General features: G+C 64.7%; 25 protein-coding genes. 13 read left to right on the top strand and 12 right to left on the bottom strand.

Annotated features, from left to right (window positions below; translation table 11 throughout):
* The 7 genes from EPO50_RS17115 to EPO50_RS17145 form a co-directional block, all read right to left on the bottom strand.
* On the bottom strand, positions 1-753 hold a 753-nt coding region (locus EPO50_RS17115; protein ID WP_296346185.1), incomplete at its 3' end, for an ATPase domain-containing protein.
* Positions 753-1,607 (bottom strand): methyltransferase domain-containing protein, encoded by an 855-nt coding sequence (locus EPO50_RS17120; protein WP_296346187.1) that lies wholly within the window; start codon positions 1,605-1,607, stop codon positions 753-755. The genes EPO50_RS17115 and EPO50_RS17120, both read right to left, overlap by 1 nt.
* 1 nt (position 1,608) lies before the next feature.
* Positions 1,609-2,382: an ABC transporter ATP-binding protein gene (locus EPO50_RS17125; protein ID WP_296346188.1), complete on the bottom strand. Its 774-nt coding sequence runs from the start codon at positions 2,380-2,382 to the stop codon at positions 1,609-1,611.
* Between the two features lie 11 nt (positions 2,383-2,393).
* Positions 2,394-3,173 (bottom strand): ABC transporter permease, encoded by a 780-nt coding sequence (locus EPO50_RS17130; RefSeq protein ID WP_296346190.1) that lies wholly within the window; start codon positions 3,171-3,173, stop codon positions 2,394-2,396.
* A complete protein-coding gene (alr, locus tag EPO50_RS17135; RefSeq protein ID WP_296346192.1) occupies positions 3,170-4,342 on the bottom strand; it encodes an alanine racemase in 1,173 nt (390 codons plus the stop codon). The genes EPO50_RS17130 and alr overlap by 4 nt, the downstream gene beginning before the upstream one ends.
* Before the next feature lie 11 nt (positions 4,343-4,353).
* Positions 4,354-5,883, bottom strand: a complete 1,530-nt coding sequence (locus EPO50_RS17140; RefSeq protein WP_296346194.1) for a replicative DNA helicase — start codon at positions 5,881-5,883, stop codon at positions 4,354-4,356.
* Between the two features lie 98 nt (positions 5,884-5,981).
* Positions 5,982-7,220: a cyclopropane-fatty-acyl-phospholipid synthase family protein gene (locus tag EPO50_RS17145; RefSeq protein WP_296346197.1), complete on the bottom strand. Its 1,239-nt coding sequence runs from the start codon at positions 7,218-7,220 to the stop codon at positions 5,982-5,984.
* 217 nt (positions 7,221-7,437) lie between these two features.
* On the opposite strand from EPO50_RS17145, the gene EPO50_RS17150 reads away from it, so the two are divergent.
* Positions 7,438-8,472, top strand: a complete 1,035-nt coding sequence (locus EPO50_RS17150) for a Fe(3+) ABC transporter substrate-binding protein (protein WP_296346198.1) — start codon at positions 7,438-7,440, stop codon at positions 8,470-8,472.
* Here EPO50_RS17150 and EPO50_RS17155 read toward each other — a convergent pair.
* From EPO50_RS17155 to rpsF, 4 genes are all read right to left on the bottom strand, one after another.
* The gene (locus EPO50_RS17155) at positions 8,447-10,084 is read right to left on the bottom strand and encodes an iron ABC transporter permease (RefSeq protein WP_296346200.1); all 1,638 of its coding nucleotides are present in this window, start codon (positions 10,082-10,084) and stop codon (positions 8,447-8,449) included. The genes EPO50_RS17150 and EPO50_RS17155 overlap by 26 nt on opposite strands.
* Before the next feature lie 100 nt (positions 10,085-10,184).
* The gene (rplI, locus tag EPO50_RS17160; RefSeq protein WP_367268049.1) at positions 10,185-10,832 is read right to left on the bottom strand and encodes a 50S ribosomal protein L9; all 648 of its coding nucleotides are present in this window, start codon (positions 10,830-10,832) and stop codon (positions 10,185-10,187) included.
* A 15-nt stretch (positions 10,833-10,847) separates the two neighbouring features.
* Positions 10,848-11,081, bottom strand: a complete 234-nt coding sequence (gene rpsR, locus EPO50_RS17165) for a 30S ribosomal protein S18 (protein WP_296346202.1) — start codon at positions 11,079-11,081, stop codon at positions 10,848-10,850.
* Positions 11,078-11,530, bottom strand: a complete 453-nt coding sequence (gene rpsF / locus EPO50_RS17170) for a 30S ribosomal protein S6 (RefSeq protein WP_296346204.1) — start codon at positions 11,528-11,530, stop codon at positions 11,078-11,080. Before rpsF ends, rpsR begins: the two co-directional genes overlap by 4 nt.
* A gap of 253 nt (positions 11,531-11,783) precedes the next feature.
* Between rpsF and fabD the strand changes: the two genes are divergently transcribed.
* The 10 genes from fabD to EPO50_RS17220 all read left to right on the top strand — a co-directional run bounded on the left by fabD (position 11,784) and on the right by EPO50_RS17220 (position 21,125).
* Positions 11,784-12,725 (top strand): ACP S-malonyltransferase, encoded by a 942-nt coding sequence (gene fabD, locus EPO50_RS17175; RefSeq protein ID WP_296346205.1) that lies wholly within the window; start codon positions 11,784-11,786, stop codon positions 12,723-12,725.
* 11 nt (positions 12,726-12,736) lie between these two features.
* Positions 12,737-13,474, top strand: coding sequence for a 3-oxoacyl-[acyl-carrier-protein] reductase (gene fabG, locus EPO50_RS17180; RefSeq protein ID WP_296346207.1), 738 nt, complete (start codon positions 12,737-12,739; stop codon positions 13,472-13,474).
* A 146-nt stretch (positions 13,475-13,620) separates the two neighbouring features.
* Entirely contained in the window at positions 13,621-13,860 is a 240-nt protein-coding gene (locus EPO50_RS17185; protein WP_020695509.1) for an acyl carrier protein, read from the top strand.
* A 34-nt stretch (positions 13,861-13,894) separates the two neighbouring features.
* Positions 13,895-15,151, top strand: coding sequence for a beta-ketoacyl-ACP synthase II (gene fabF, locus EPO50_RS17190; RefSeq protein ID WP_296346209.1), 1,257 nt, complete (start codon positions 13,895-13,897; stop codon positions 15,149-15,151).
* Positions 15,152-15,167: 16 nt separating this feature from the next.
* On the top strand, positions 15,168-16,223 hold the full coding sequence (gene mltG, locus EPO50_RS17195; RefSeq protein ID WP_296346211.1) for an endolytic transglycosylase MltG: 1,056 nt from the start codon (positions 15,168-15,170) through the stop codon (positions 16,221-16,223).
* Positions 16,224-16,225: 2 nt separating this feature from the next.
* Positions 16,226-16,936 carry a molecular chaperone DnaJ gene (locus EPO50_RS17200; protein WP_296346213.1) on the top strand — a complete coding sequence of 237 codons (711 nt, stop codon included), beginning with the start codon at positions 16,226-16,228 and terminating at the stop codon, positions 16,934-16,936.
* A 116-nt stretch (positions 16,937-17,052) separates the two neighbouring features.
* A complete protein-coding gene (gene galU, locus EPO50_RS17205; protein ID WP_296346214.1) occupies positions 17,053-17,928 on the top strand; it encodes a UTP--glucose-1-phosphate uridylyltransferase GalU in 876 nt (291 codons plus the stop codon).
* Positions 17,929-17,932: 4 nt separating this feature from the next.
* Positions 17,933-19,249 (top strand): UDP-glucose/GDP-mannose dehydrogenase family protein, encoded by a 1,317-nt coding sequence (locus EPO50_RS17210; RefSeq protein WP_296346217.1) that lies wholly within the window; start codon positions 17,933-17,935, stop codon positions 19,247-19,249.
* A gap of 29 nt (positions 19,250-19,278) precedes the next feature.
* Positions 19,279-20,691, top strand: coding sequence for a phosphoglucomutase/phosphomannomutase PgmG (gene pgmG / locus EPO50_RS17215; RefSeq protein ID WP_296346219.1), 1,413 nt, complete (start codon positions 19,279-19,281; stop codon positions 20,689-20,691).
* Positions 20,691-21,125, top strand: coding sequence for a gamma-glutamylcyclotransferase family protein (locus tag EPO50_RS17220; protein WP_296346221.1), 435 nt, complete (start codon positions 20,691-20,693; stop codon positions 21,123-21,125). The genes pgmG and EPO50_RS17220 overlap by 1 nt, the downstream gene beginning before the upstream one ends.
* Here EPO50_RS17220 and EPO50_RS17225 read toward each other — a convergent pair.
* Positions 21,094-22,554: a D-alanyl-D-alanine carboxypeptidase family protein gene (locus EPO50_RS17225; RefSeq protein ID WP_296346223.1), complete on the bottom strand. Its 1,461-nt coding sequence runs from the start codon at positions 22,552-22,554 to the stop codon at positions 21,094-21,096. The genes EPO50_RS17220 and EPO50_RS17225 overlap by 32 nt on opposite strands.
* 162 nt (positions 22,555-22,716) lie before the next feature.
* On the opposite strand from EPO50_RS17225, the gene EPO50_RS17230 reads away from it, so the two are divergent.
* Both EPO50_RS17230 and clpS read left to right on the top strand, forming a co-directional pair.
* Positions 22,717-23,436, top strand: coding sequence for a hypothetical protein (locus tag EPO50_RS17230; protein ID WP_296346225.1), 720 nt, complete (start codon positions 22,717-22,719; stop codon positions 23,434-23,436).
* A 63-nt stretch (positions 23,437-23,499) separates the two neighbouring features.
* Positions 23,500-23,904, top strand: coding sequence for an ATP-dependent Clp protease adapter ClpS (gene clpS, locus EPO50_RS17235; RefSeq protein ID WP_296346227.1), 405 nt, complete (start codon positions 23,500-23,502; stop codon positions 23,902-23,904).
* The last annotated feature ends 22 nt before the right edge of the window (positions 23,905-23,926 follow it).

Below are 23,926 nucleotides of genomic sequence, written 5' to 3' on the forward strand. Positions count from 1 at the left end.
CAGGATGCGGAACTGATGGCCGCGCTCGCCCTCGAAATAGAGCACCGTGTCGACCATGTGCTCGAGCACGCGCGGGCCGGCGATGGCGCCGTCCTTGGTGACGTGGCCGACCAGCAGCACAGCGATGCCGCGCCGCTTGGCCAGTTCGACCAGGGCCTGGGCCGAGGAGCGCACTTGCGTCACCGTGCCGGGCGTACTGTCGACCGTGTCGAGCCACATGGTCTGGATCGAGTCGATCACGGCGACCCGCGGCGCATCGGGACGCTCCAGGCTCGCAACGATATCGCGGACCGAAGTCGCCGCCGTGAGCTGGACCGGCGCGTCGGCCAGGCCCAGCCGTTCGGCGCGCAGTCGTACCTGATCGAGCGCCTCTTCGCCGGAAATATAGGCGCAGGCGGTATTCTTGCGGGCAAGAGCCGCGGCCACCTGCAACAGCAAGGTCGACTTGCCGATGCCTGGATCGCCGCCGATCAGCAGCGCAGAGCCCGTGACCAGGCCGCCGCCGCAGACGCGGTCGAACTCGGAGATGCCGCTCAGGTAGCGCGGCGGTTGAGGCGTCGCGCCACGCAGGCCAGCGAATTCGAGCGAACGTCCCTTGCCGCCACGCGCCAACCCACCGCCGGCAGGGCCGGGCGCGGGCGCTGCTTCCTCGACGATGGTGTTCCACTCGCCGCAGGACTCGCAGCGACCGCTCCACTTGCTGGTGACGGCGCCGCAAGATTGGCAGACGAAACGTTTGAGCGGCCGCGCCATCAGTGCAGCTCACGCTTGGAGAGGCACCAACCATCGCGGTGCAGCCAGCACGTCTCGTCGGGCTGGTGTAGATCGCGCCGGAGACTGCGAACGGCCTGCTGTCCGACGGGATCGGAAATGGCCTGGCCGATCGCTTCAGCGTCTTCGGGGCTGCGCGCCCCGGCGCAGGGATAGAAGGCGACCCAACCGGCAGAACGTGCGGCAAGACCGTCCCCTCGACGGTCCAGGCGCAGCATGAAGCCGCCACGCCGGCGCTCAGCTGTCATCGGCAGCAGCATCCGGCCCCCGTCGGCCAGTGCCTCGAGCCACCAGCCGTGTGGCGTGGTGGCCCCGGCGAAGGCCACGATGACATCCCATTGACCATCGACCGGTTGGCTCGCATCGCCCAGGCGGACATGAGCGTTCGGCCATGTCGAGAGATTGCGTTGCGCAAGCTCGGCGAGCGGTCCGTCGATTTCGACCGCGTCCACTCTGCCTGTCGGTCCAACCAGTTCTGCAAGGATCGCTGTGTAGTAGCCTGAGCCTGCGCCGAGCTGCAGCACGCGCGCGCCGTCCGGTACGCCAAGACGGTCGAAGTGGCGTGCCCACAACGCCGGCTCACCGATGTTGAGCCCACGGCTCTCGTCGAGCGCCACCAGCACATTGTGATAAAGCCGGCGTGGATCTGCGTCCCGGGTGCTCCAGTAACCATCGGCGAAGTGGAAGAGGCGCCACGGGCCCGGGCCGACGAAAGCCTCACGCGGGACGGTGGCGAAAGCCTCCACGACGCGCGCATCGGTGAGATGGCAGGTCGTACGCAGGTCTTCGGCGAACCAGCGCCGGGCCACTTCGAGGCTGGGCTGGCGATCGTCCATGTCAGAGCTTCCTGACTTGCATACGAATCGGGCCTTCTGCGCGGCCGTGGATGAACTGATCGACATGGGCGTTGCCCGACCGGTCGATCTCACCGACCGGACCCTGCCAGATCAGCTTGCCTTCATGCAGCATGCCGACGCGATGGCCGATCTTGCGGGCGCTGGCCATATCGTGGGTGATCGAGATGGCGGTCGCGCCGAGGTCGTGGACACACTTCACGATCAGGTCATTGATGACGTCGGCCATGATCGGGTCGAGGCCAGTGGTCGGTTCATCGAAGAAGATGATCTCCGGCTCGCGGGCGATGGCGCGCGCGAGGGCCACGCGCTTCTGCATGCCGCCCGAGAGCTCCGACGGGAAGAGTTCGCCGATCTCGGGGCCAAGGCCAACGGCACCCAGCTTGGCGGCAGCGACCTCGCGCGCCTCGTCGACCGGCATGCCGTCGCTCTGGATGGGGCCGAAGGCGACATTTTCCCAGACACGCAGCGAGTCGAACAGGGCGCCGCCCTGGAACAGCACGCCGAACTTGCGCATGACCCGCGCCCGCTCGTGTCTGCCAAGGTCTGTCGTCTCCTCACCATCGACCTGGATCGAGCCGGCGTTGGGTTCCATGAGGCCCAGGATACACTTCAGCAGGACCGATTTTCCGGTGCCCGAACCGCCGATCACCACCATAGACTCGCCGGCCGCGATCTCGAGATCGATGCCCTGCAACACCTTCTTGGGCCCGAAGGCCTTGGTGACTCCGTGCAACGAGATTTTGGGGGAAGCCATGAATGTGCCGGTCAGCGGGCGAAGAAGGCTTCAGTGATGAAATAGTTGAACGTCAGGATCAGGATCGAGGCGGAGACCACGGCGTTGGTGGTGGCCATGCCCACGCCCTGGGCACCGCCCTTCGACGTGTAGCCGTGGTAGCAGCCCATGAGCGTGATCAGGAAACCGAAGACGGCCGCCTTCACGAGGCCGGAGAACACATCCTGAAACTGCAGGAAATCGAGCGTGTTCCGGAGATAGGCCGCATCGTTGAAGTCGAGTTTGTACACGCCGACCAGAAAACCGCCCAGGATGCCGATGATATCGGCGACCAGAACCAGAACGGGCAGGGTGATGATACCGGCGATCAGGCGCGGCACGACGAGGTACTTGAACGGATCAGTCGAGAGCGTGGTGAGCGCGTCGATCTGCTCGGTGACGCGCATCGTGCCGATCTCGGCCGCCATCGCCGCGCCGACTCGGCCAGCGACCATAAGGCCGGCGAGGACCGGCCCCAACTCGCGTGTCAGCGACACCACGACGACGTTGGGGATCGCGCTTTCGGCAGAGAAGCGGGCAAAGCCCGTGTAGCTCTGCAGCGCCAGCACCATACCGGTGAAGATCGCAGTCAGGCCAACGACGGGCAGCGAGTAGTAACCGATCTCCATGATCTGCCGCAGGATCTGCTGGCGGTACCAGGGGGGCTGCACCGCCTGCCGGATGGCATGGAAAGCAAAAGCCGAAACCGAACCGATGGCCTCCAGGAAGGCCAGCGTCATGCGGCCGAGGACAGTGAGCAAGGGAACGCTCACGCAGCCTCTCCGGGCGGTTCCGGTTCGGCCGGATCGTCAACATAGCTGTCGACATAGGCCCGGTGGTAGCGCCGCCCAAGAGCAGTCATCACCTCGTAGGCGTTGGTGCGGGCGTGGTCGGCGAGGTCATCTGGCGTCAGGTGCGGCCCCAAAACTTCAACGGTAGCGCCGGTCTGACAGGCAGCCTCCGGCACGTCGGTCACGTCGATGGTCACGAGATCCATGGAGATTCGGCCGACGACGGGCACATTGTATCCGGCGATATGCACATGCGTGCGGTTGACGAGGTTACGGAAATAGCCGTCCGCATACCCCAGCGCAATCGTGGCAATCCGGCTCTGGCGGGCTGACCGCCAGGCCCCGCCATAGCCCACGGTCTGGAAAGCATCGATGTTGCGCGTCTGCAGGATGCGTGCCTGCAAGGTAACCACGCTTAGCATCGGATTGGACCGGCCGGGCAGGGGATTGATGCCATAGAGCGCCGCGCCCGGACGAAGCAGGTCGAAGTGATAGTCCGGGCCGAGGAAGATGCCGGAGGAATTGGCGAGCGAGGTCGGCGCGCCCGGCATGGCCCGCACGAACGACCGGAAGCGCGAAAGCTGCTCGCCGTTGATCGGGTTTGTGGGCTCCTCGGAAGCCACGAGATGGCTGATGATCAGCGCCAGCCGGAGCCCGCGCAGGCGGCCGCGTTCGTTGATCAGGACCTGCGCATCCTCGGCGCCGAAGCCCAGCCGATGCATGCCGGTGTCGAGATGAACGACGGCGTCCAGCGGCCGCTGGTAGCGTTGGGCGGCGGCGCGCCAGGCATTGAGCTGACCCAGGTGGTTCAGCACCGGCGTCAGCCCGTGCTCGACAAAGTCGGGTTCTGTCCCGGCGAGCAGGCCGTTCAGCACATAGATCGGATGCTCGGGCAGAACGCGGCGCAACGCGATGCCCTCGTCGATATGGGCGACGAAGAACTGCCGGCACCCCTCGGCCGCCAGACGTGGTCCCACGACGGTGGCGCCACAGCCATAGGCATCGGCCTTGAGCACGCCGGCGCAGTCGACCGGCCGGCCGGCGGCGCGCCCGGCATCGCGCAGACCGCGCCAGTTGGCGGCGATGGCGCCCACGTCGATGGTGAGGACGGCGCCAGCCCGGCGCGCGCGCTCGTCGTCGGGAAAGGACATGCCAGCCCGTCCTAGAAGGCCGGTGAGTCGGGCCGGTCCTCATAGGCCGGCAGGTTGCCGAACTTGGTGAACTGGCCTTCGAAGGAGAGCTGGACGATGCCGGTAGGACCGTGGCGCTGCTTGGCCACGATCACCTCGGCCTTGCCGTAGGTCTGCTCGCAGCGCTGCTTCCAGGCATCGTGACGCTCGTTGAACTTCTGGTCGCTTTCCTCGCCACGGCGACTCGGCTCGGAGCGGGTGAGATAATATTCCTCACGATAGACGAACATGACGACGTCGGCGTCCTGCTCGATCGAGCCCGATTCACGAAGGTCGGCGAGCTGCGGACGCTTGTCCTCGCGCTGCTCGACTGCACGGCTGAGCTGGCTAAGGGCGATGACCGGCACGTTCAGCTCCTTGGCCAGCGTCTTGAGACCTCGCGTGATCTCCGAGACCTCCTGCACACGGTTTTCCTGCCGCGACTTGCCCGACGGGTTGAGGAGTTGGAGATAATCGACGATCAGCAAACCGAGGCCGTGCGTGCGCTTCAGACGGCGCGCGCGGGTACGCAAGGCCGCGATGGAGAGCGCCGGCGTGTCGTCGATGAAGAAGTTGAGATGCTCGAGTTCATGGCTGACCGACAGGACCTTGTCGAAGTCGCTGCTGATCAGCTCGCCTTTGCGGATCTTCTCCGACGAGATTTCCGCCTGCTCGGCGAGCATGCGGGTCGCGAGCTGCTCGGACGACATTTCGAGAGAGAAGAAGCCGACGACCGCACCATCTACGGCGTTCGGCTTTCCGTCGACGATTTCCTCGCGATAGGCCTTGGCGGCGTTGAACGCGATGTTGGTCGCCAACGCCGTCTTTCCCATCGACGGACGGCCCGCCAGGATGAGCAGATCGGACTTGTGCAAACCACCCAGGAGCTGATCGAGCTGGAAGAGGCCTGAAGACACACCGGTGAGCTGGCCGACCCGATGATAAGCCGCCTCGGCCGCGACGGTGGCCTCGGTCAAGGCCATCCGGAACGGCTTGAAGCCGCCCTCGGTTTGGCCGCTGGTCGCGAGGTCGTAGAGTTTCTTCTCGGCAGCTTCGACCTGCTGCAGCGCGGTTTCATCGACATCGCCCGAGAAGGCGCCGTTCACCACGCTTTCGCCGAGGTCGATGAGCTGCCGGCGCAGGTAGAGATCGTGCACGGCGCGGCCGAAGGCGCCGGCGTCAATCACATGCACCGAGGCGGCGGCGAGGCGGGCGAGATAGGCCGCGCCGCCGGCATCCTTCATGGCCTCGTCCTGCTCGACATAGGTTTTCAAGGTGATGGCGCTCACCACCTGGCCACGTTCGATCAGGCGCGACAGCGCATCGAAGAGCTTGCCGTGCAGCGGATCGGCGAAATGTTCGGCCTTCAGGAACTCCGCGACGCGCTGGTAGGCGGCGTTGTTCACCAGAATGGCGCCGAGCAGAGCCTGCTCCGCTTCGAAATTGTGCGGCGGCTCGCGCAGCCGGATGTCTTCCGCGCCAGGCAGACGGGTGACGTTCGAGGTGTCTTTCAGGGGCTCCATGGAGAGCCTTTGTTAGTCACGAGAGGGGACTGCGACCACCACTAATGCGATGGCCTCGTCAGGATAGCCTGAAAGGTGGGGACAACCCTAGTGCAACGTCATTCCGCCGCGATTGACCGTGTCGCACCCTCCGTGCGTTCGGCTTCGACCATGTAGTCGCGCGTCAGCGGCGTCGCGTCCTGTCGGCGCGCGATCTGCATCTGAAAGACCATTTGGTTCATATGCCGGAAGGCGACTTCGCAGCCGGCCAGATAAAATTCCCACATGCGACAGAAGCGATCGTCGTAGCCGGCGAGCTTCTTGATCTCCTCACGGTTGGCCAGGAAGCGTTTCCGCCAATGCCGCAGGGTCTCTGCATAGTGGAGCCGCAGCACCTCGACGTCGGTGACCCAGAGGCCAACCTTCTCGATCGCGGTGAAGACTTCCGACAGAGCGGGCGTATAGCCGCCGGGGAAGATATATTTCTTCAGCCAGGTGTTGGTGCCGCCCGGCGGCTCCATGCGCCCGATCGCGTGCAGCACCATGATGCCGTCGTCGGCCAGCAGCTCCTTCACCTTGGTGAAGTATTCGAGATAGTGTGCCGCGCCGACATGCTCGAACATGCCGACCGAGACGATACGGTCATAGCGCTCGGGCTCCTGGCGATAATCGAGCAGCTTGAAGTGCACCCGGTCGGCGACGCCGCCCTCGAGGGCGCGCCGGCTCGACACCGTGTGCTGTTCGGTGGAGAGGGTGACGCCTGTCACATCGACCCCGAATTCGCGGGCGAGGTAGAGGGCCATGCCGCCCCAGCCCGAGCCAATATCGAGGACGCGCTGACCGGGCTTCAGGAGCATTTTCGCGGCGATGTGCCGTTTCTTGTCTTCTTGTGCCGTTTCGAGTGGCTCATTGCCGGTCTTGAAGTAGGCACACGAATACTGCCGGTCACGATCGAGGAAGAAGTCATAGAGCTGGTCGTTGAGGTCGTAGTGGTGCGCGACGTTCTTCTGCGCCTTGCCGATCGGATTGTACTGCTCGAGCGCGCGGAAGCACCGCTGCAGGGTATAGGACCAGCGCACCATCGGCGTTGCCTCAAGGGCGGCGATATTGCGGCCGAGCAGGTCCAGCAGATCATAGAGGTCGCCCTGTTCGACCGTGATCCGGCCGTCCATGTAGGCTTCGCCCAGCGCCAGGCGGGGCCGCACGGCAATGCGAACGCCTGTCCACCAGTCGCGAATGCGCAGGGTGACTTCAGGGCCGGGCTTGCTCCCGGTGATGCGATGGGGCCGACCGGCCTCATCGATGATGGTCAACTGGCCTTCGCCCACTACACGGGCAAGGACCTTTGCAAGCAGCATCGTCTTTCCCCCGGGGCAACGAGCTGTGGGGTGGCCGCAAGCTCGTCCCGTAACTCCACGTCGTTCTTGGGTGAAATGTTAATCCGAATGGCTTTTTCAAGGCAAAGGGGGAGAGTGCAAAAATACCTAGGGACGGCCAGAGGTTAACTTGCAATTGATTTGCAGTCCTGCATAGCGAGTGATATCGGACTGATATTCACTCGCAGTGGAGGAAGACGTGAAGCGACGCGCATTGATGAAGACTGGTCTCGCGCTAGGTGCCGGCCTGTTCATTGCCCGACGGGCCGACGCGCAAGGCGGAACGCTGAACCTCTATTCGGCTCGTCACTACAACACGGACGAGGCCCTCTACGGCAATTTTGCGGATCTGACCGGCATCAAGATCAACCGTGTCGATGCCGAGCCCGACCCGCTCGTCCAGCGCCTCAAGGCGGAAGGGGACAAGAGCCCCTGTGACGTCCTTATCACGACCGACGCCGGCCGCATCGAGCGCGCCCGCGAGATGGGGCTGCTGCAATCCGTGAATTCGGCAGTGCTGACCAAGGCGGTGCCCGCGCACCTGCGTGATCCGGACAACAGCTGGTTCGGCTTCTCCAAGCGCGCCCGTGTCATCTTCTACAACAAGGAGAAGGTGACGGCCGCCGACGCGCCCAAGACCTACGAGGACCTGGCCAACGCCAAGTGGAAGGGCAAGATCCTGATCCGGCCCTCAGGCCATATCTACAATCAATCGCTGGTCGGCTCGATCCTGGCCGCCGACGGCCTGGAGAAGACCGAAGCCTGGGCCAAGGCGGTTGCGGGCAACCTGGCGCGTCCGCCGCGCGGCGGTGATACCGACCAGATCAAGGGCGTCGCCGCCGGCGAGGCCGAGATCGCGGTGGCGAACACCTATTACTACGTGAACCTCATGCGCTCGAAGAAGCCGGAGGATCGCGAGGTTGCCGCGAAGGTCGGCATCGTGTTCCCCAACCAGGCGAACCGCGGCACGCACGTGAACATCAGCGGCGGCGCCGTGGCCAAGTACGCGCCGAACAAGGAAGCCGCCGTGAAGTTCCTGGAGTACCTGGTGTCGCCGCAGGCGCAGCGGTACTTCGCCGAGGGCAATTCGGAGTTCCCGGTGGTTGCCAGTGTCGAGCTGTCGCCCGAGCTGAAGTCGCTGGGCACCTTCAAGGAAGATCAGCTCAACGCTCGCGTCTTCGCGCAGAACAACGCTGAAGCGCTGAAGATCATGGACCGGGCGGGCTGGAAGTAAGCCTGGCTGTTGCCGCGACGGCGCGGCTGAGCAAGATCACCGGGACGAGCGAGACGGTGACAATCAGGATCGCTCCGACGGCTGCCTGAGCCAGGCGCTCGTCGGAGGCGAAGCGGAAGACACCGACCGCCAGCGTGTCGAAGTTGAACGGCCGGATCAGCAAGGTCGCTGGCAACTCTTTCAGAACCTCGACGAAGGCGATGATCGCGGCCGTGAGCAAGGGGCCGCGCAGCATCGGCATGTGGATGAAGCGCAGCACCTGGCGCGGCCGGGCGCCGAGCACGCGCGCACTGGCATCCATAGCCGGATCGATCGCCGCCAGCCCGGGCGCGACATTGGCCAGACCAACTGCCAGGAAACGCACCGTGTAGGCTGTCAGCAGGGCGAACGCCGTGCCGCTCAGCAACAGGCCGACCGGCAGTCCGAAGAGGCTTTGCGCCACTCGGTCGATGCCGTGATCGGCTGCCGCCAGAGGCAGCAGCACGCCGACCGCGATGACGGCGCCGGGGATCGCATAGCCCAGCGACGCGAACTCGATCGTCCGGTTGAGCGAGCGCCGGCGCACGAGGCGGCCGGCGTAGCTCAGGAACAGCGCCATGGCGACGATGATGATGGCGGCGAGCGTGGCGAGCACGAGGCTGTTGATGGCATCGCCGACGAAGCGTTCGTCGGCGATCGTGGCGCCTGAGGTCAGGGCGAGGCCGGCAAGATGCAGCGTCGGCAGCACGAAGCCCAGCAGTACTGGCAGGGTGCAGGCGACCACGGCCAGCAGACCGGCACCAGCCGACAAGACCGCCGGCTCGGCGTGATGGCGCAGGTTGGAGGCGATGGTGAAACGCGCCCGGCCGCGCGAGCGACGCTCCAGAAGGATCAGAACGGCCGCGATCGCGATCAGCGCCAGGGAGATTTGCGCCGCGCCTTCGCGATTTCCCATGCCGTACCAGGTCCGGTAGATCGCGGTCGTGAAAGTCTGGACGCCGTAATATTGGACGGTGCCGAAATCGGCGAGCGCTTCGAGCAGGGCCAGCGCCGCGCCGGCGGCGACGGCGGGGCGGGCGAGCGGCAGTCCAATACGGAAGAAAGTTCGCCACGGGCCATGGCCCAGGATGCGGCTCGCCTCCAGCAGCGCCGGTGATTGCGACAGGAAGGCCGCGCGTGCCGCGAGATAGACGTAGGGGTAGAGCACCAGCGTGAAGAGGAAAGCCACGCCGCTTGCGGAGCCGAGATCAGGGAACCAGTAGTCGGCACGGCTCCAGCCCATGGCGTCGCGCAGCGCCGTCTGGATCGGGCCGGCGAAGGCCAGGAGGTCGGCATAGGCGTAGCCGATGATGTAGGTCGGCAGCACCAGCGGCAGCAGCAAAACCCATTGCAGTATGCCGCTGCCGGGGAAACGGCACATCGTGACCAGCCAGGCCGTGCCGGTGCCGATGACGACGCTGCCAACGCCGACACCCAACAGCAGGACAATCGTGTTGGCGACGATATCGGAAAGCTGGGTCGCGGCGAGGTGATGCCAGAGATCGCCCTGCCAGGTGAACAGGCTGGAGGTGATGCCGAGCAGGGGCATCGCCACGAGGGCAGCAACACTGAGAGCGCCCAGTCGCCAGATCACGACAGAACCTTAATCATCCGGCGCCACAAAAGAAAACGCATGCCATCGCGGTGCGATGGCATGCGTTCGAAGAGATGCACGGTGCCCGGGGGCACGCGGGCTACTTCTGGTCGGCCGGCGCTTCCTCGGCCTCGGCCGGAGCCTCGGCAGCTTCGCCTTCGGCGGCTTCGGCAGCCTTGGCTTCGAACAGCGCGGCAGCCTGCTCGGAGGCGCGGCGAGCGGCTTCAGCCGCTTCCATCGCCGCACGTTCGGTTTCTGCGACCAGCGTGCCACCCTTGGCGAGGAACTCGGCCTCGTCGGGCGAACGGGCGACGATCGTGGTGATCTCGACCGTGACCTCCGGATGGAGGTGCACCTTGATCTTGTGTGCGCCCAGCGTCTTGATCGGCTTGTCGAGCTCGATCTGGCTGCGCTGGAGCTTGACGCCCTCGGTGGCGGCGCCGTCGGCGATGTCGCGCGAGGTGACCGAACCGTAGAGCTGCAGGGCTTCCGATGCCTGGCGGATCAGAGTGACCTTGAGGTCGCTCATCTTCGCGCCGACGGCTTCGGCTTCCGAACGACGCTCGAGGTTCTGGGCCTCGAGAGTCTTACGCTGCGATTCGAAGTAGGTGATGTTGTCCTTGGTGGCGCGCAGGGCCTTCTTCTGCGGCAGGAGGAAGTTGCGGGCGAAGCCGGGCTTCACCTTCACAACGTCGCCCATCTGGCCGAGCTTCGGCACGCGCTCCAGCAGGATGACGTTCATCGGCATGATTGCGTCTCCTGGTTAGGCGATGATGTAGGGCAGGAGCGCCAGGAAGCGGGCGCGCTTGATCGCCTGGGCGAGCTCACGCTGCTTCTTGGACGAAACCGCTGAGATGCGGCTCGGAACGATCTTGCCGCGTTCGGAGACGAAACGCTGCAGAAGGCGCACGTCCTTGTAGTCGATCTTCGGCGCATTGGCGCCCGAGAACGGGCAGCTCTTGCGGCGACGGGTGAAGGGGCGACGTTGCGCGCTCATTCTTCTTCTCCTGCTGGGGCTGCGACGGGGGCTGCGCCTTCGTCACCGAATCGCGGACGCTCGCGGCGAGGCGGACGGTCACCCCAGCGATCGCCACGATCGCCGCCCGGACGGTCCGACTTCTCGGCGCTGCGCTGCATGACCGCCGAGGGGCCTTCCTCGAGTTCGTCGACGCGAACCGTGATGAAGCGGATGATGTCTTCGTTGATCGACATCGTGCGCTCCAGCTCCTTCACCGCCGCCGACGGGGCGTCGATGTTGAGCAGGGTGTAGTGGCCCTTGCGGTTCTTCTTGATGCGGTAGGTCAGCGAGCGCAGGCCCCAGTACTCCTTCTTGGAGACGGTGCCGCCCAGGCCGGTGACCAGTTCGGCGAACTGGGTGGTCAATGCCTCCACCTGCGTCGTCGGGACATCCTGACGCGCAATGAAGACGTTCTCGTAGAGTGCCATGTCGTTTTGGCTCCTTATGGCTGTTAGTGACCCGGAGTTCAGCGAACCGACCGGATCTAGCCGGCTCCCTGCATTTGCCCCGAAAGGGCGGATGCTCGAGCCGGCAAGGAGATCAGGGCCGATTTAGGCCCCGAAGAGCGGCGGTTATACAGGCCCACGGCCCGAAATCAAGCAATCCCGGCGCAGCTTGACTGCGTCAGGGGCGCCGGTATGACTGCCCGCAATTCGCGTCGAACAAAGGGGGAAAACGCGTATGAGTCGGGCTTTCGTCTTTCCAGGCCAGGGATCTCAGGCCGTCGGCATGGGCGCCGACCTCGCAGGGGCCTTCGCCACCGCCCGCGACGTGTTCGGCGAGGTCGACGAGGCGCTGGGCCAGAACCTGTCGAAGCTGATGCGGGAAGGGCCCGAAAGCGACCTGACCCTGACCGAGAACGCCCAGCCGGCTTTGATGGCCGTGAGCGTGGCGGTTGCGCGGATCCTCGAAAAGGATGGCGGTAAGCCACTACCGTCTCTGGCGGATTACGTCGCCGGCCATTCGCTCGGCGAATACTCGGCCCTTGCCGCGGCTGGCGCACTGCAACTCGCAGACGCTGCGCGGCTTCTCAAGCTGCGCGGCCAGTCGATGCAGAAAGCCGTGCCGGTTGGCGTTGGCGCCATGGCGGCCCTGCTGGGCATCGAGCTCGAGCCGGCCCAGGAAGCCTGCAAGGAAGCAGCCCAAGGCCAGATCGTCGCCGTGGCCAATGACAATGGCGGCGGCCAGGTCGTGGTCAGCGGCCACAAGGAAGCCGTCGAGCGCACGATCGAGGCGGCCAAGGCCAAGGGCTGCAAGCGCGGCATGATGCTGCCGGTGAGCGCGCCCTTCCATTGCCCGCTGATGCAGCCGGCCGCCGACGCGATGAAAGCGGCGCTCGAAGGCGTCGCACTGATGCCGCCACGGGTACCGCTGGTGGCCAATGTGCTGGCCGCTGAAATCAGCGATCCCGGTGCGATCAAGCAGCGGCTGGTGGAGCAGGTGACGGGGCTGGTGCGCTGGCGCGAAGGCGTGCAGTACATGAAGACGAAGGGCGTCGACATGCTGGTCGAGTGCGGCACCGGCAAGGTCCTGTCGGGCCTGGTCAAGCGCATCGACAAGGATATGACGGGCCTGGCGCTCAACACGCCGGCCGACATCGAAGCCTTCCTGAAAACCGCCTGAGGAGTAGCGCCATGTTCGATCTCAGCGGCAAGGCAGCCCTTGTCACCGGTGCCTCTGGCGGCATCGGTGGTGCAATCGCCAAGGCCCTGCACAAGCAGGGCGCGACCGTCACCCTGTCCGGCACGCGCGCCGATGCGCTGGAGCAGCTCAAGGCCACGCTCGGAGAGCGCGCCCATGTCGTCGCAGCGAAGATGGACGATGCCGCTGACATCGACCGTCTGGCCAAGGAGGCCGAGGCAGCGATGGGCAAGCTCGACATCCTGGTGAATAACGCCGGCATCACGCGCGACAACATCTCGATGCGCATGAAGGACGACGAGTGGGAGAAGGTGCTGCAGGTGAACCTGACCGGCACATTCCGCCTCACGCGGGCGGCGATGCGCGGCATGATGAAGCGCCGCTTCGGCCGCGTCATCAATATCACCTCGATCGTCGGCGTGACCGGCAATCCCGGCCAAGCGAACTATGCGGCCGCCAAGGCGGGCCTGATCGGCATGTCGAAGTCGCTGGCGCAGGAGCTGGCCTCGCGCGGGATCACGGTGAACTGCGTAGCGCCCGGTTTCATCGCTACGCCGATGACCGACGCGCTGACCGACGACCAGAAGAAAACGATCCTCGGCCGCGTGCCGGCGGATCGCCTGGGCACGCCGGAGGAAATCGCTTCCGGCGTTGTTTATCTCGCAAGCGACGAAGCGGCCTATGTCACCGGCCAGACCCTGCACATCAACGGCGGGATGGCGATGATCTGAGGGGAGGTCCTTGGGACAGCCCTTCAAGTGCCTGATTCTGTGGGCTTTTCGATTCTAGCCAATGGCCGTGGAGCTATGTTAAGAGCCCGGACTTCGCCAACCCCTTCGGCGACCGGGATTTCAGAATAGACGGGAAGGACAAGAAAATGAGCGATATTGCCGAGCGCGTTAAGAAGATCGTCGTGGAGCATCTCGGCGTCGAGGCCGCGCAGGTCAAGGAAGACGCCAAGTTCATCGACGATCTCGGCGCGGACAGCCTCGACACGGTCGAGCTGGTGATGGCGTTCGAGGAAGAGTTCGGCATCGAGATCCCCGACGACGCGGCGGAGAAGATCCAGACCGTCGGCGACGCGATCGGCTTCATCAAAGGCAACGCGAAGTCCTGATCTTCGCCAGTTCCTGCAACTAGGAAGGCGGAAGATGAGGCGAGTCGTTGTAACTGGCATGGGTATGGTGACGCCGTTGGGTGACGGCGTCGACACGAACTGGCGTCGCCTGATGGCGGCGGAGTCTGGCATCCGGGCCATCCAGGCGTTCGACACCTCCGATCTCGCGACCAAGATCGCGGGCGAGGTGCCTTTGGGCGAGAAGGCGAACGGCCACTTCAATGCCGACGCCTATATCGCGCCCAAGGACCAGCGGAAGCTCGACAAGTTCATCATCTTCGGTCTGGCGGCCGCCGAGCAGGCGGTCGAGGACTCCGGCTGGAAGCCGCAGGACGAAGAGGGCATGACCCGAACCGGCGTCATGATCGGCTCCGGCATCGGCGGCTTGCAGACGATCTACGAGACGTCGCTGGTGTTGAAGGAGCGTGGACCGCGGCGCGTCAGCCCGTTCTTCATTCCTTCGGCACTGATCAACCTCGTCTCCGGCCAGGTCTCGATCAAGTACGGCTTCAAGGGCCCGAACCATTCCGTGGTCACGGCCTGCGCCACCGGTGCCCATGCACTGGGCGATGCGGCTCGGTTGATCCAGCTCGAGGATGCCGACGTCATGGTGGCCGGTGGGGCCGAAGCTGCGATCTGCCGCATCGGCATGGCAGGTTTCAATGCCTGCAAGGCGCTGTCGACCGATTTCAACGATACGCCGACCCAGGCCTCGCGGCCGTGGGACAAGCGGCGCGACGGCTTCGTCATGGGCGAGGGTGCGGGCTGCGTGGTGCTCGAAGAATATGAGCACGCCAAGAAGCGTGGCGCGAAGATCTATGCGGAGATCATAGGCTACGGCCTGTCTGGTGATGCCCACCACATCACCGCACCGTCCGAGGATGGCGACGGCGCGATGCGTGCCATGAAGGCGGCGCTGAAGCGCGCCAAGCTCGGCACCGACCAGATCGACTATGTGAACGCACACGGCACCTCGACGATGGCCGACGTCATCGAACTCGGCGCCGTGAAGCGGGCGTTCGGCGAGGACGCTTACAAACTCTCTATGTCGTCGACCAAGTCGGCGACGGGACATCTGCTGGGAGCTGCCGGCGCGATCGAGGCGATCTACGCGATCAAGTCGATCAACGAGCAGGCCGTTCCGCCGACCCTCAACCTCGACGAGCCCGACGAAGGTTGCGACATCGACCTGGTGCCCAAGCAAGCCAAGCAGCGCAAGGTTCGTTACGCGCTCAGCAATTCGTTTGGATTTGGCGGCACCAACGCCTCCTTGATCGTCGGTCCCGTTTGACCACCGGGAGCTGAGTTTGCTCAGCTATTTTCGTTGGGTCCTCTTCTTTGTCGCGCTGCTCGTCACGGTGATGGGCGGCGGGCTTTATCTCGGCCACACGATCCTTACTGCCGAGGGGCCACTCGAGAAGACCAAGAACGTCGTGATCCCGCGAGGCGCGGGGCCCACCACCATGTCGAAGCTGCTGCAGGAAGAGGGCGTCATTTCCCATCCGCGGCTGTTCCGCGTGGCGTTGATGATCGATCCGTCGCCCAAGCCCATCAAGGCGGGCGAATACGAAGTGCCGGCCCACACCTCCATGCAGACGCTGGTCGAGCTGCTGCAGTCGGGCAAGGTCGTGCAGCGCCGCCTCACCGTGCCTGAAGGTATGACGACGGCCGAGGTGATCGACCTCGTACGCAAGACCGAGGCGTTGGCGGGTGAGATCACGCTCGACCTCAAGGAGGGCGATCTCCTGCCGGAGACCTATTTCTATTCGCGCGACGATACACGCGACGGTCTCCTGATGCGCATGAAAGAGGCGATGGAGAAGACGCTCGACGAGGCGTGGCGTAAGCGAGCGGCCGGCCTGCCTCTGGCCAACAAGCGTGACGCGCTGATCCTCGCGTCGATGATCGAGAAGGAAACGGCGGTACCGGCTGAGCGTACCAAAGTGGCCGCGGTCTTCATCAACCGGCTGCGCCGCCGCATGAAGCTCGAGAGCGACCCGACCACGATCTACGGCCTGACCGATGGCAAGGTCGCGTTCAATCGCGAGCTGACGCGCGCCGATCTGACGTCCAACACGTCCTACAACACCTACGTGATCAACGGCCTGCCGCGCGGGCCGATCTGCAACCCCGGCCGCGCCTCGATCGTGGCGGCGACCAATCCGTTGGCGCGCGACCGTTCGCTCTTCTTCGTCGCCGATGGCCAGGGTGGGCATGCCTTCGCGCTGACGCTCTACGAACATCAGCGCAACGTCGAGCGTTGGCGGCAAATCCAGCGCGAGCGGGCGGAGTCCCAGGGACAGACGCAGCCGCAGACACCGGCGGCACCGGCTCCGCAGACGCCGGCGCCCCTGCGACAGTAGGTATGCCAGCCGTCCTTCTGGCGCTGGTCGTTCTCGCGGTGATGGCGTTAGGCCTTGCCTGGGTCCTGCGGGCAAAGCCGTCGGCTCTGGCGCGAACGCTGCGCGTCGTGCTGGTGGTGTTGGGCGGCATCGGTGTCGGTGCGTTGCTGATCTTCGGATTGCGTTTCCTGCCCGGCCTGTTGCCCGAACTTCTTGGCCTTGCCGGCATCGTCATCACAGCATTGATCGCGCGCGCCGTGCGGCACCGTTCCTCGGGTGGCTTCAGTTCACCGGGCAATGGCCAACGCACGGAAGTGCGTACAGCTTTTCTTCAAGCCTGGATTGACCATGGCAGTGGTGATGTCGGCGGCACGATCCTGTCGGGTCGCTTCGCCGGGCGCACACTCGATGCACTATCCGATGCGGAGCTTCTCGATTTGCGGGCGGAGTGCTCTGCAGACGCCGATTCTCTCAGGGTGCTGGAAGCCTATCTCGATCGTCGTTTGGGCGCGAACTGGCGCAATACTCAGCAACAGCCGCCGCCGCGCGGACCGCGTACCGACATGACGCGCGAAGAGGCGATGGCGGTTCTCGGTCTGGCGGAAGGGGCGACAGCGGATGAGATCCGCGCGGCGCACCGTCGCCTGATCCAGCGCATGCATCCCGACGTCGGTGGCACGGCCGATCTCGCAGCGCGGATCAATCGAGCCAAGGACGTCCTGCTTGGCGGTTAATCTTGCCAGCGGCGGCTCTGGGTGGCATCTAGCCCGACCCCCGGATTGTCACCCGGCAATCCTATCAAAGCATTGATTCATCAATATAATCCACCCGTTCAACGAGGTTGGTGAGCATGGTTCAGCGTATCCGTAAAGCCGTTCTGCCCGTCGCGGGTTTGGGAACCCGATTTCTGCCTGCGACCAAGGCCATGCCCAAGGAAATGCTGACCGTGGTCGACCGGCCGCTGATCCAGTATGCGGTCGAGGAGTGCCTGCAGGCCGGGATCGACGAGTTCGTCTTCGTCTCGGGTCGTAACAAGGGCGCCCTGGAAGATCATTTCGATCACGCCTACGAACTCGAGATGACGCTGCAGCAGCGCAAGAAGGCGCCGGAGCTGAAGCAGACACAGGCTGCCACCATCAAGCCCGGAAACGCGATCTTCACGCGCCAGCAGAAGCCACTGGGTCTGGGCCATGCCGTCTGGTGTGCCCGCCACTGGATCGGACGCGAGCCCTTCGCGGTGCTGCTGCCCGACGAGCTGACGCTCGACACGCCAAGCTGCATTGGCCAGCTCGCTGCCGCGCACGACAAGACCGGTGGCAGCGTCGTCGCCGTGATGGACGTCCCGCGGAAGCAGACCAAGAGCTATGGCATTGCGGCGGTGAAGGACGAGAAGGACGGTCTCGCCGAGATCACGGGCATGGTCGAAAAGCCCAAGCCCGAAGACGCGCCCTCGACCTTGGCGCTGATCGGTCGCTACGTGCTTTTGCCGGAAGTGTTCGACCATCTCGACCAGCATGAGACGGGCGCCGGCGGCGAGATCCAGCTCACTGATGCGATGGCCAAGATGATCGGCAACGAACCGTTCCACGCGATGCGCTACACCGGCCGACGCTACGATTGCGGCAGCCGCCTCGGCTTCCTCGAAGCCAACGTCGCGATCTCGCTCGACCGCGAAGACACAAAGGCCGAGAGTCGCGCCCTCATCGAACGGTTGATGAAGGGCTGACGCCATGCGCATCGCGATGATCGGTTCGGGCTATGTCGGACTGGTGTCCGGTGCCTGCTTCGCCCAGTTCGGCCACGACGTCATCTGCGTCGACAAGGAAGCCGCCAAGATCGAGCGGCTGCGTAAGGGCGAGATCCCGATCTACGAACCGGGACTCGACAAGCTGGTGGCGGACAATGCGCGGTCCGGCCGGCTGTCCTTCGGTACGAGCCTCCGCGACGCGGTGGCGGACGCCGATGCCGTCTTCATCGCTGTCGGCACACCAACCCGGCGCGGCGACGGCCATGCCGACCTGAGCTATGTCTATGCCGCCGCGGCCGAGATCGCCGACGCCCTGCAGGGCTATGCGGTGGTCGTCACCAAATCGACGGTGCCGGTCGGCACCGGCCGTGAGGTGGCCCGCATCATTCACGAGGCCCGGCCCGGGGCGGAGTTCGACGTGGTGTCTAATCCGGAGTTCCTGCGCGAGGGCGCGGCGATCGAGGATTTCATGAAGCCCGACCGCGTCGTGATCGGCGTGGAGAGTGCGCGAGCACGCGAGGTGATGTCGGCGATCTACCGGCCACTGAATCTGATCCAGACGCCGATGGTGTTCACCAACATCGAGACGGCCGAGGTCACCAAGTACGCGGGCAACGCCTTCCTCGCGACCAAGATCACTTTCATCAACGAGATTGCCGACCTTTGCGAGAAGGTCGGCGCCGACGTTCACGATGTCGCCCGCGGCATCGGTCTCGACGGCCGCATCGGCCGGAAGTTCCTGCATCCGGGGCCAGGTTTCGGTGGCTCGTGCTTCCCCAAGGACACGCTGGCGCTCGCCTATACGGCACGCGAGGTCGATGCCCCGCAGACGATCGTCGAGCAGGTGATCGCGGTGAACGACGCGCGCAAGAAGCGGATGGCCGACAAGGTCATTGATTTCTGCGGTGGCTCGGTGAAAGGGCTGCGGGTCGGCGTGCTCGGCCTGACCTTCAAGCCCGACACCGACGACATGCGCGACGCGCCGTCGCTCGACATCGTGCCGGCTCTGCAAGCCGCCGGCGCGACGATCGTGGCCTTCGATCCGGAGGGGATGACTGAGGCGGGCCGTCTGTTGAAGAACATCGAATTTGCCAAGACGGCCTATGAGGTGGCCAATGGGGCCGACGTCCTGGTGCTGATCACCGAATGGCACGAGTTCCGCGGTCTCGATCCGCGCCGCCTCAAGGAGCTGATGCGCCAACCACGCATCGTCGACCTGCGTAACGCGTTCAACCCCGAAGAAATGCGAGGGATGGGCTTCGCCTATGAAGGCGTCGGCCGGCCCGCGCCCCGCAATTAGACATCAACGTACAACCCCGGAGTTCCTGCATGAGCCAGACGGCGCACAAGTTCGAGGCCAGCATCCTGCGCGAGTACGACATCCGCGGCGTCGTGGGCAGCACCGTTCATGCCGCAGATGCGCGTGCGATCGGCCGAACCTTCGGCACCCTCGTCAAGCGCAAGGGCGGCAAGCGCGTGGCGCTGGGCTATGATGGCCGGCTGAGTTCGCCCGAGCTGGCGGCGGCCTGCATCGAGGGGCTGACGGCTGCCGGTGTCGACGTCGTAAATATCGGCGTTGCGGCGACACCGATGCTCTATTTCGCTGTCTATCATCTCAGCGCCGATGGCGGCATCCAGATCACGGGCTCGCACAATCCGCCAGACTACAATGGCTTCAAGATGATGATGGGCAAGAAGTCGTTCTTTGGCGCCGACATCCAGACGCTGGGAGCGATGGCCGGTAAGGGCGACTGGGAAACCGGGCAGGGCAAGGTCGAGAAGAAGGACATCCTGGCGGACTATGCCGCGCGCCTGCTGCGCGACGTGAAGCCTGGCAAGAAGCTCAAGGTCGCCTGGGACATCGGCAACGGCGCCGTCGGCGTTTCGATCCGCGCCGTCGTCGACAAGCTGCCGGGCGAGCATTTCGTGCTGAACGAGAAGGTCGACGGCACTTTCCCAGCGCACCATCCCGACCCGACCGTGCCGAAGAACCTGGAGCAGCTTATCGCCGAGGTGAAGAAGCACGGCTGCGACCTCGGCATCGCGTTCGACGGTGACGGCGATCGCATCGGTGCGGTCGACGGCAAGGGCCGCATCCTGTGGGGCGACCAGCTTCTGGTCCTGTGGGCACGCGACGTCCTGAAGAGCAATCCGGGCGCCACCATCATCGCCGATGTGAAGGCGAGCCAGGTGCTGTTCGACGAGATCGCCAAGGCTGGCGGCAAGCCGATGATGTTCAAGACCGGCCATTCGCTGATCAAGAGCAAGATGGCGGAGATCGGCTCGCCACTCGCAGGTGAGATGAGCGGCCATGTGTTCTTCGCCGATACCTTCTACGGCTTCGACGATGCGCTCTATTGCGGATTGCGGCTTCTGAATGTCGTGGCCAACGCCAAAGAGAGCCTGGCCGAGATGCGTGACGGGTTGCCCCAGCCGGTCAACACGCCCGAACTGCGCTTCGACTGCCCGGACGACCAGAAGTTCGGCGTGGTCGAGAAGGTGAAGGCGCGCCTGCAGAAGGAGGGCGCCAAGTTCTCCGACATCGACGGCGTGCGGGTCAGCACCAAGGACGGCTGGTGGCTGCTCCGCGCATCGAACACCCAGCCCGTCCTCGTGGCGCGCTGCGAGGCGGCCGATAATGCGGGCCTGGATCGGCTGAAGGATGAGCTGAAGGCTGCGCTGGCCGCCAGTGGCGTTGAACTGCCCGACGATGTCGAGGCGGGTGGCGCTGGCCATCACTGATGCGTTTCTTCTTCTACGGCACCTTGCTCGATCGCGACGTCACCGCGATCGTGCTGGGGCGTCGCCTGCCGCCGCAGGCCTTTCTTGCGGCGAGCCTGTTGGGCCATGCGCGCCGCCGAGCCAAGGATGCCACCTATCCGGTGGTGATCCCCGATCCGTGCGAGGAGGTTGCCGGCGCTATCGTTGGCGGTCTCAGCCGCCGCGACGTAGCCCGGCTCGCAGGCTACGAGGGGCCGGGCTATCGCATTGCGCCGTTGCGGGTGAAGGTCGGCGGCGCCTTGACGACCGTATCGGTATTCGAGCCGATCCAGACTCGGCTGCAGCCGAGTGGCGATCCTTGGGACCTGGCGCTATGGCAGCGCCGTCACAAACGGCCGTTCGTGAACTGGCTGCGCAAAGCGCTCAACGAGCGCCTGGGGTATTCCACGCCGTGATCTGCAGCGCCGAGCAGTAGATCTTCTTCTTCTCGAGCTGCTTGCAGCCGTCGACGGCCTGGTCCTGCGAGAGGTTGCCGAGCCGGGCGCGATGGAACGTGCGATTCGCCATCTGGACTTCATCGACCATGGCGGCGGCCGATTTGGCCGAGGCGGGGAGCTGGGACGTGGCGCGCGCCAGGGCGAGCTGGGCGGCCTGCGGATCGTTGAAGGAGCCGACCTGAATCACCCAGCTGCCGAGTGCCGGCGTATCGTTGGGAGCAGGGACTGCAGCGGTGGCGGGCACAGTGGCGGGCGTTGCCGGAGCCGGGGCGACGAAGCCGGCGTACTTCGGCGTAACGGGCGGCCTCTGGGAACTCGGTGCATCGGCCTTGGCGACTGCCGCCGGCGGACGATAGGCCTCGGCGAAACTGGCACCCGGATCGAACTGGGCGGCGGTGTACCGGGCCGACGGCGGCTTGCGCTGGGCCGTCCAGGCCGAGAGCTGCATGGACTGGGCGATGGAGAAGCCGCGATCCATGAGGGCGGCCATCTGCCGGTCGCGCTGGGCAGCGCTGTCGCCGCCCATGACCACGCCGATCAGCCGGCGATTGTCGCGCACGGCCGACATCACCAAGTTGAAGCCAGAGGCGTTGGTGTAGCCGGTCTTGAGACCGTCGGCGCCGTCGTAGCTGCCGAGCATGCGATTGTGGTTTGCAAGCGTGCGGCCGCGGTAGGCGTAGCTCTGCACGGAGAAGATCGCATAGTAGTGGGGGTAGTCGCGCAGGAGCGCGTTGGCGAGCTGGCTGAGATCGCGGGCCGTCGTCACCTGCTCGCGGTTGGGCAGACCCGAGGCATTGCGGAATACCGTCGACGTCATGCCAAGCTGACGCGCCTTCTGCGTCATGGCTCGGGCGAAGGCTTCCTCGCTGCCGGCCATGCCCTCGGCCAGCAGGACAGCGGCGTCGTTGGCGGAGCGAGTCACCAGGGCCATCACGGCGTCGCGCACGTTCACCGTGCCGCCGGGTGTCATACCCATCTTGGTGGGCGGCGCGTTCAGCGCATTGACCGACACCGGCAACGAATCCCCCAGCGACAGCCGGCCCGAGTCGAGGGCCGAGAAGGTGAGGTAGATCGTCATCATCTTGGTAAGCGAGGCCGGATAGCGCAGCTCGTCCGGCCGGTCGGAGGCCAACTCGCGGCCGCTCTGGGCATCGACGATCAGATAGGCATCACGGCCGCTGACGGCCGGATTGGGCACCCACGACGACGCAGCAGGCGTTACTCGTTTTGCCTTGGAGCGGGCCTTGGCTTTGACTGGCGAACCGGCGCGTTTGACCGATGTCGTCTGCGCGTCGGCGGGCGCCGGCGCCACGGTGACGCCGACAAAAACAACACCCACGGCAAGCCAGGAAAGGCTGACCGCGATTCGCCTGAAGGGGAAGGTCATCGCGAATATGCCATACGCTCAAATCTGATTTTTGTGCCCAGCCAATAGCTTATGAGCAATTGTTGTAAGATTACTAAAGATCACGCGGTTATGCAACGATCCAGCCGCCGCCGTAGTGCCAAAGTTGGACCGGAAAGTGCAAGTCCCCATCTGGAGGCAGCGATGAAGGCTATTTTCTTGGCGTTGACGGCCTTGACCCTTACTGCTGCCCCGTCGGCCTGGGCGCAGCGGGCGGATCGCAACGTCGACAAGCCCATCGTCCGCAGCTTCCATTGGTTCGATTATGTCGCCGCCAACGACATCCGCAAGGAATGTGCGCCGGGCGGCCGTAACCGGCTGCGGCTGATCTACAATGCCCTGTGGGAAGAACAGGTTCGCGCCTACGAAGTTTACCTGCAGCCGGACGGGACGGCCGGCCTCGATATCGGTGTGCTGACCGGGCAGGGCACGGTGACCACGGGTATCACAAACATGTTGCTATCCGACCCGTCTGATATTTTTGCACCCTGGAGCATGAAGCGCGGTCAGCGCCTGCTGAACGCCGGCGAAACCCGCGAGTTGACCAGCTTGCTCGACGCCAGCCGCGGCTTCGGCCCACCGCCCGACGGGCTCCGCCTGCCGGACAACGATTTCTGGTGGACGATCGCATCCTGTCGCAACGGCGTGTGGGGTTTTCAGGCTTACCACTACCCGACCGATGGCTTTGTGAACGTGAAATTTTCCGCCAAGCTCTTCTCGTGGGACACGGTGAAGATTCCGGTAAATCCGCCACGCAAACTGGAGCCGGCCGAACTGCGACGCGACATGAACGCGCCGATCGAGCGCGCCCGGGCAGATCGCTGGATGCTGGTGGTGGGGAAGGATGGTCTGCGGCCGAGGTAGCGGAATCGCCAGCGCTGCCTATATAATTCATGTGTGGCTTGGATTTGGAGTTTGATCGGAACGATGGACTTTGTGCGTAGTGCAGGCGAATGGCGGTTGGGCGGCCCGAACGAGCCTCCCGGTGGTCCGCCGCAAGAGCCGCCGCGCCGTGACGATGGGCAAGGCGGTGATGATGGTCGTACTGGCGCCCTAACGCTCACCCGGACGCGCACCAAGAAGCCGTCGATGTACAAGGTGTTGATGCTGAACGACGATTACACTCCGATGGAGTTCGTCGTCGACGTTCTGCAGAACATCTTTCAGAAGAATCGAGATGAAGCCACGCAGATCATGCTTCACGTCCACCAGAAGGGTGTGGGCGTGTGCGGCGTCTACACCTACGAGATCGCCGAGACCAAGGTGACTCAGACGGTGGATTACGCCCGCAAGAACCAGCACCCTCTCCAGTGCACGTTGGAGAAAGAGTAGCGACCGGAGAGTAGTTCGTTTT

Origin of the sequence: Reyranella sp., from assembly GCF_004297405.1 — a bacterium.
Classification (GTDB): Bacteria; Pseudomonadota; Alphaproteobacteria; order Reyranellales; family Reyranellaceae; genus Reyranella.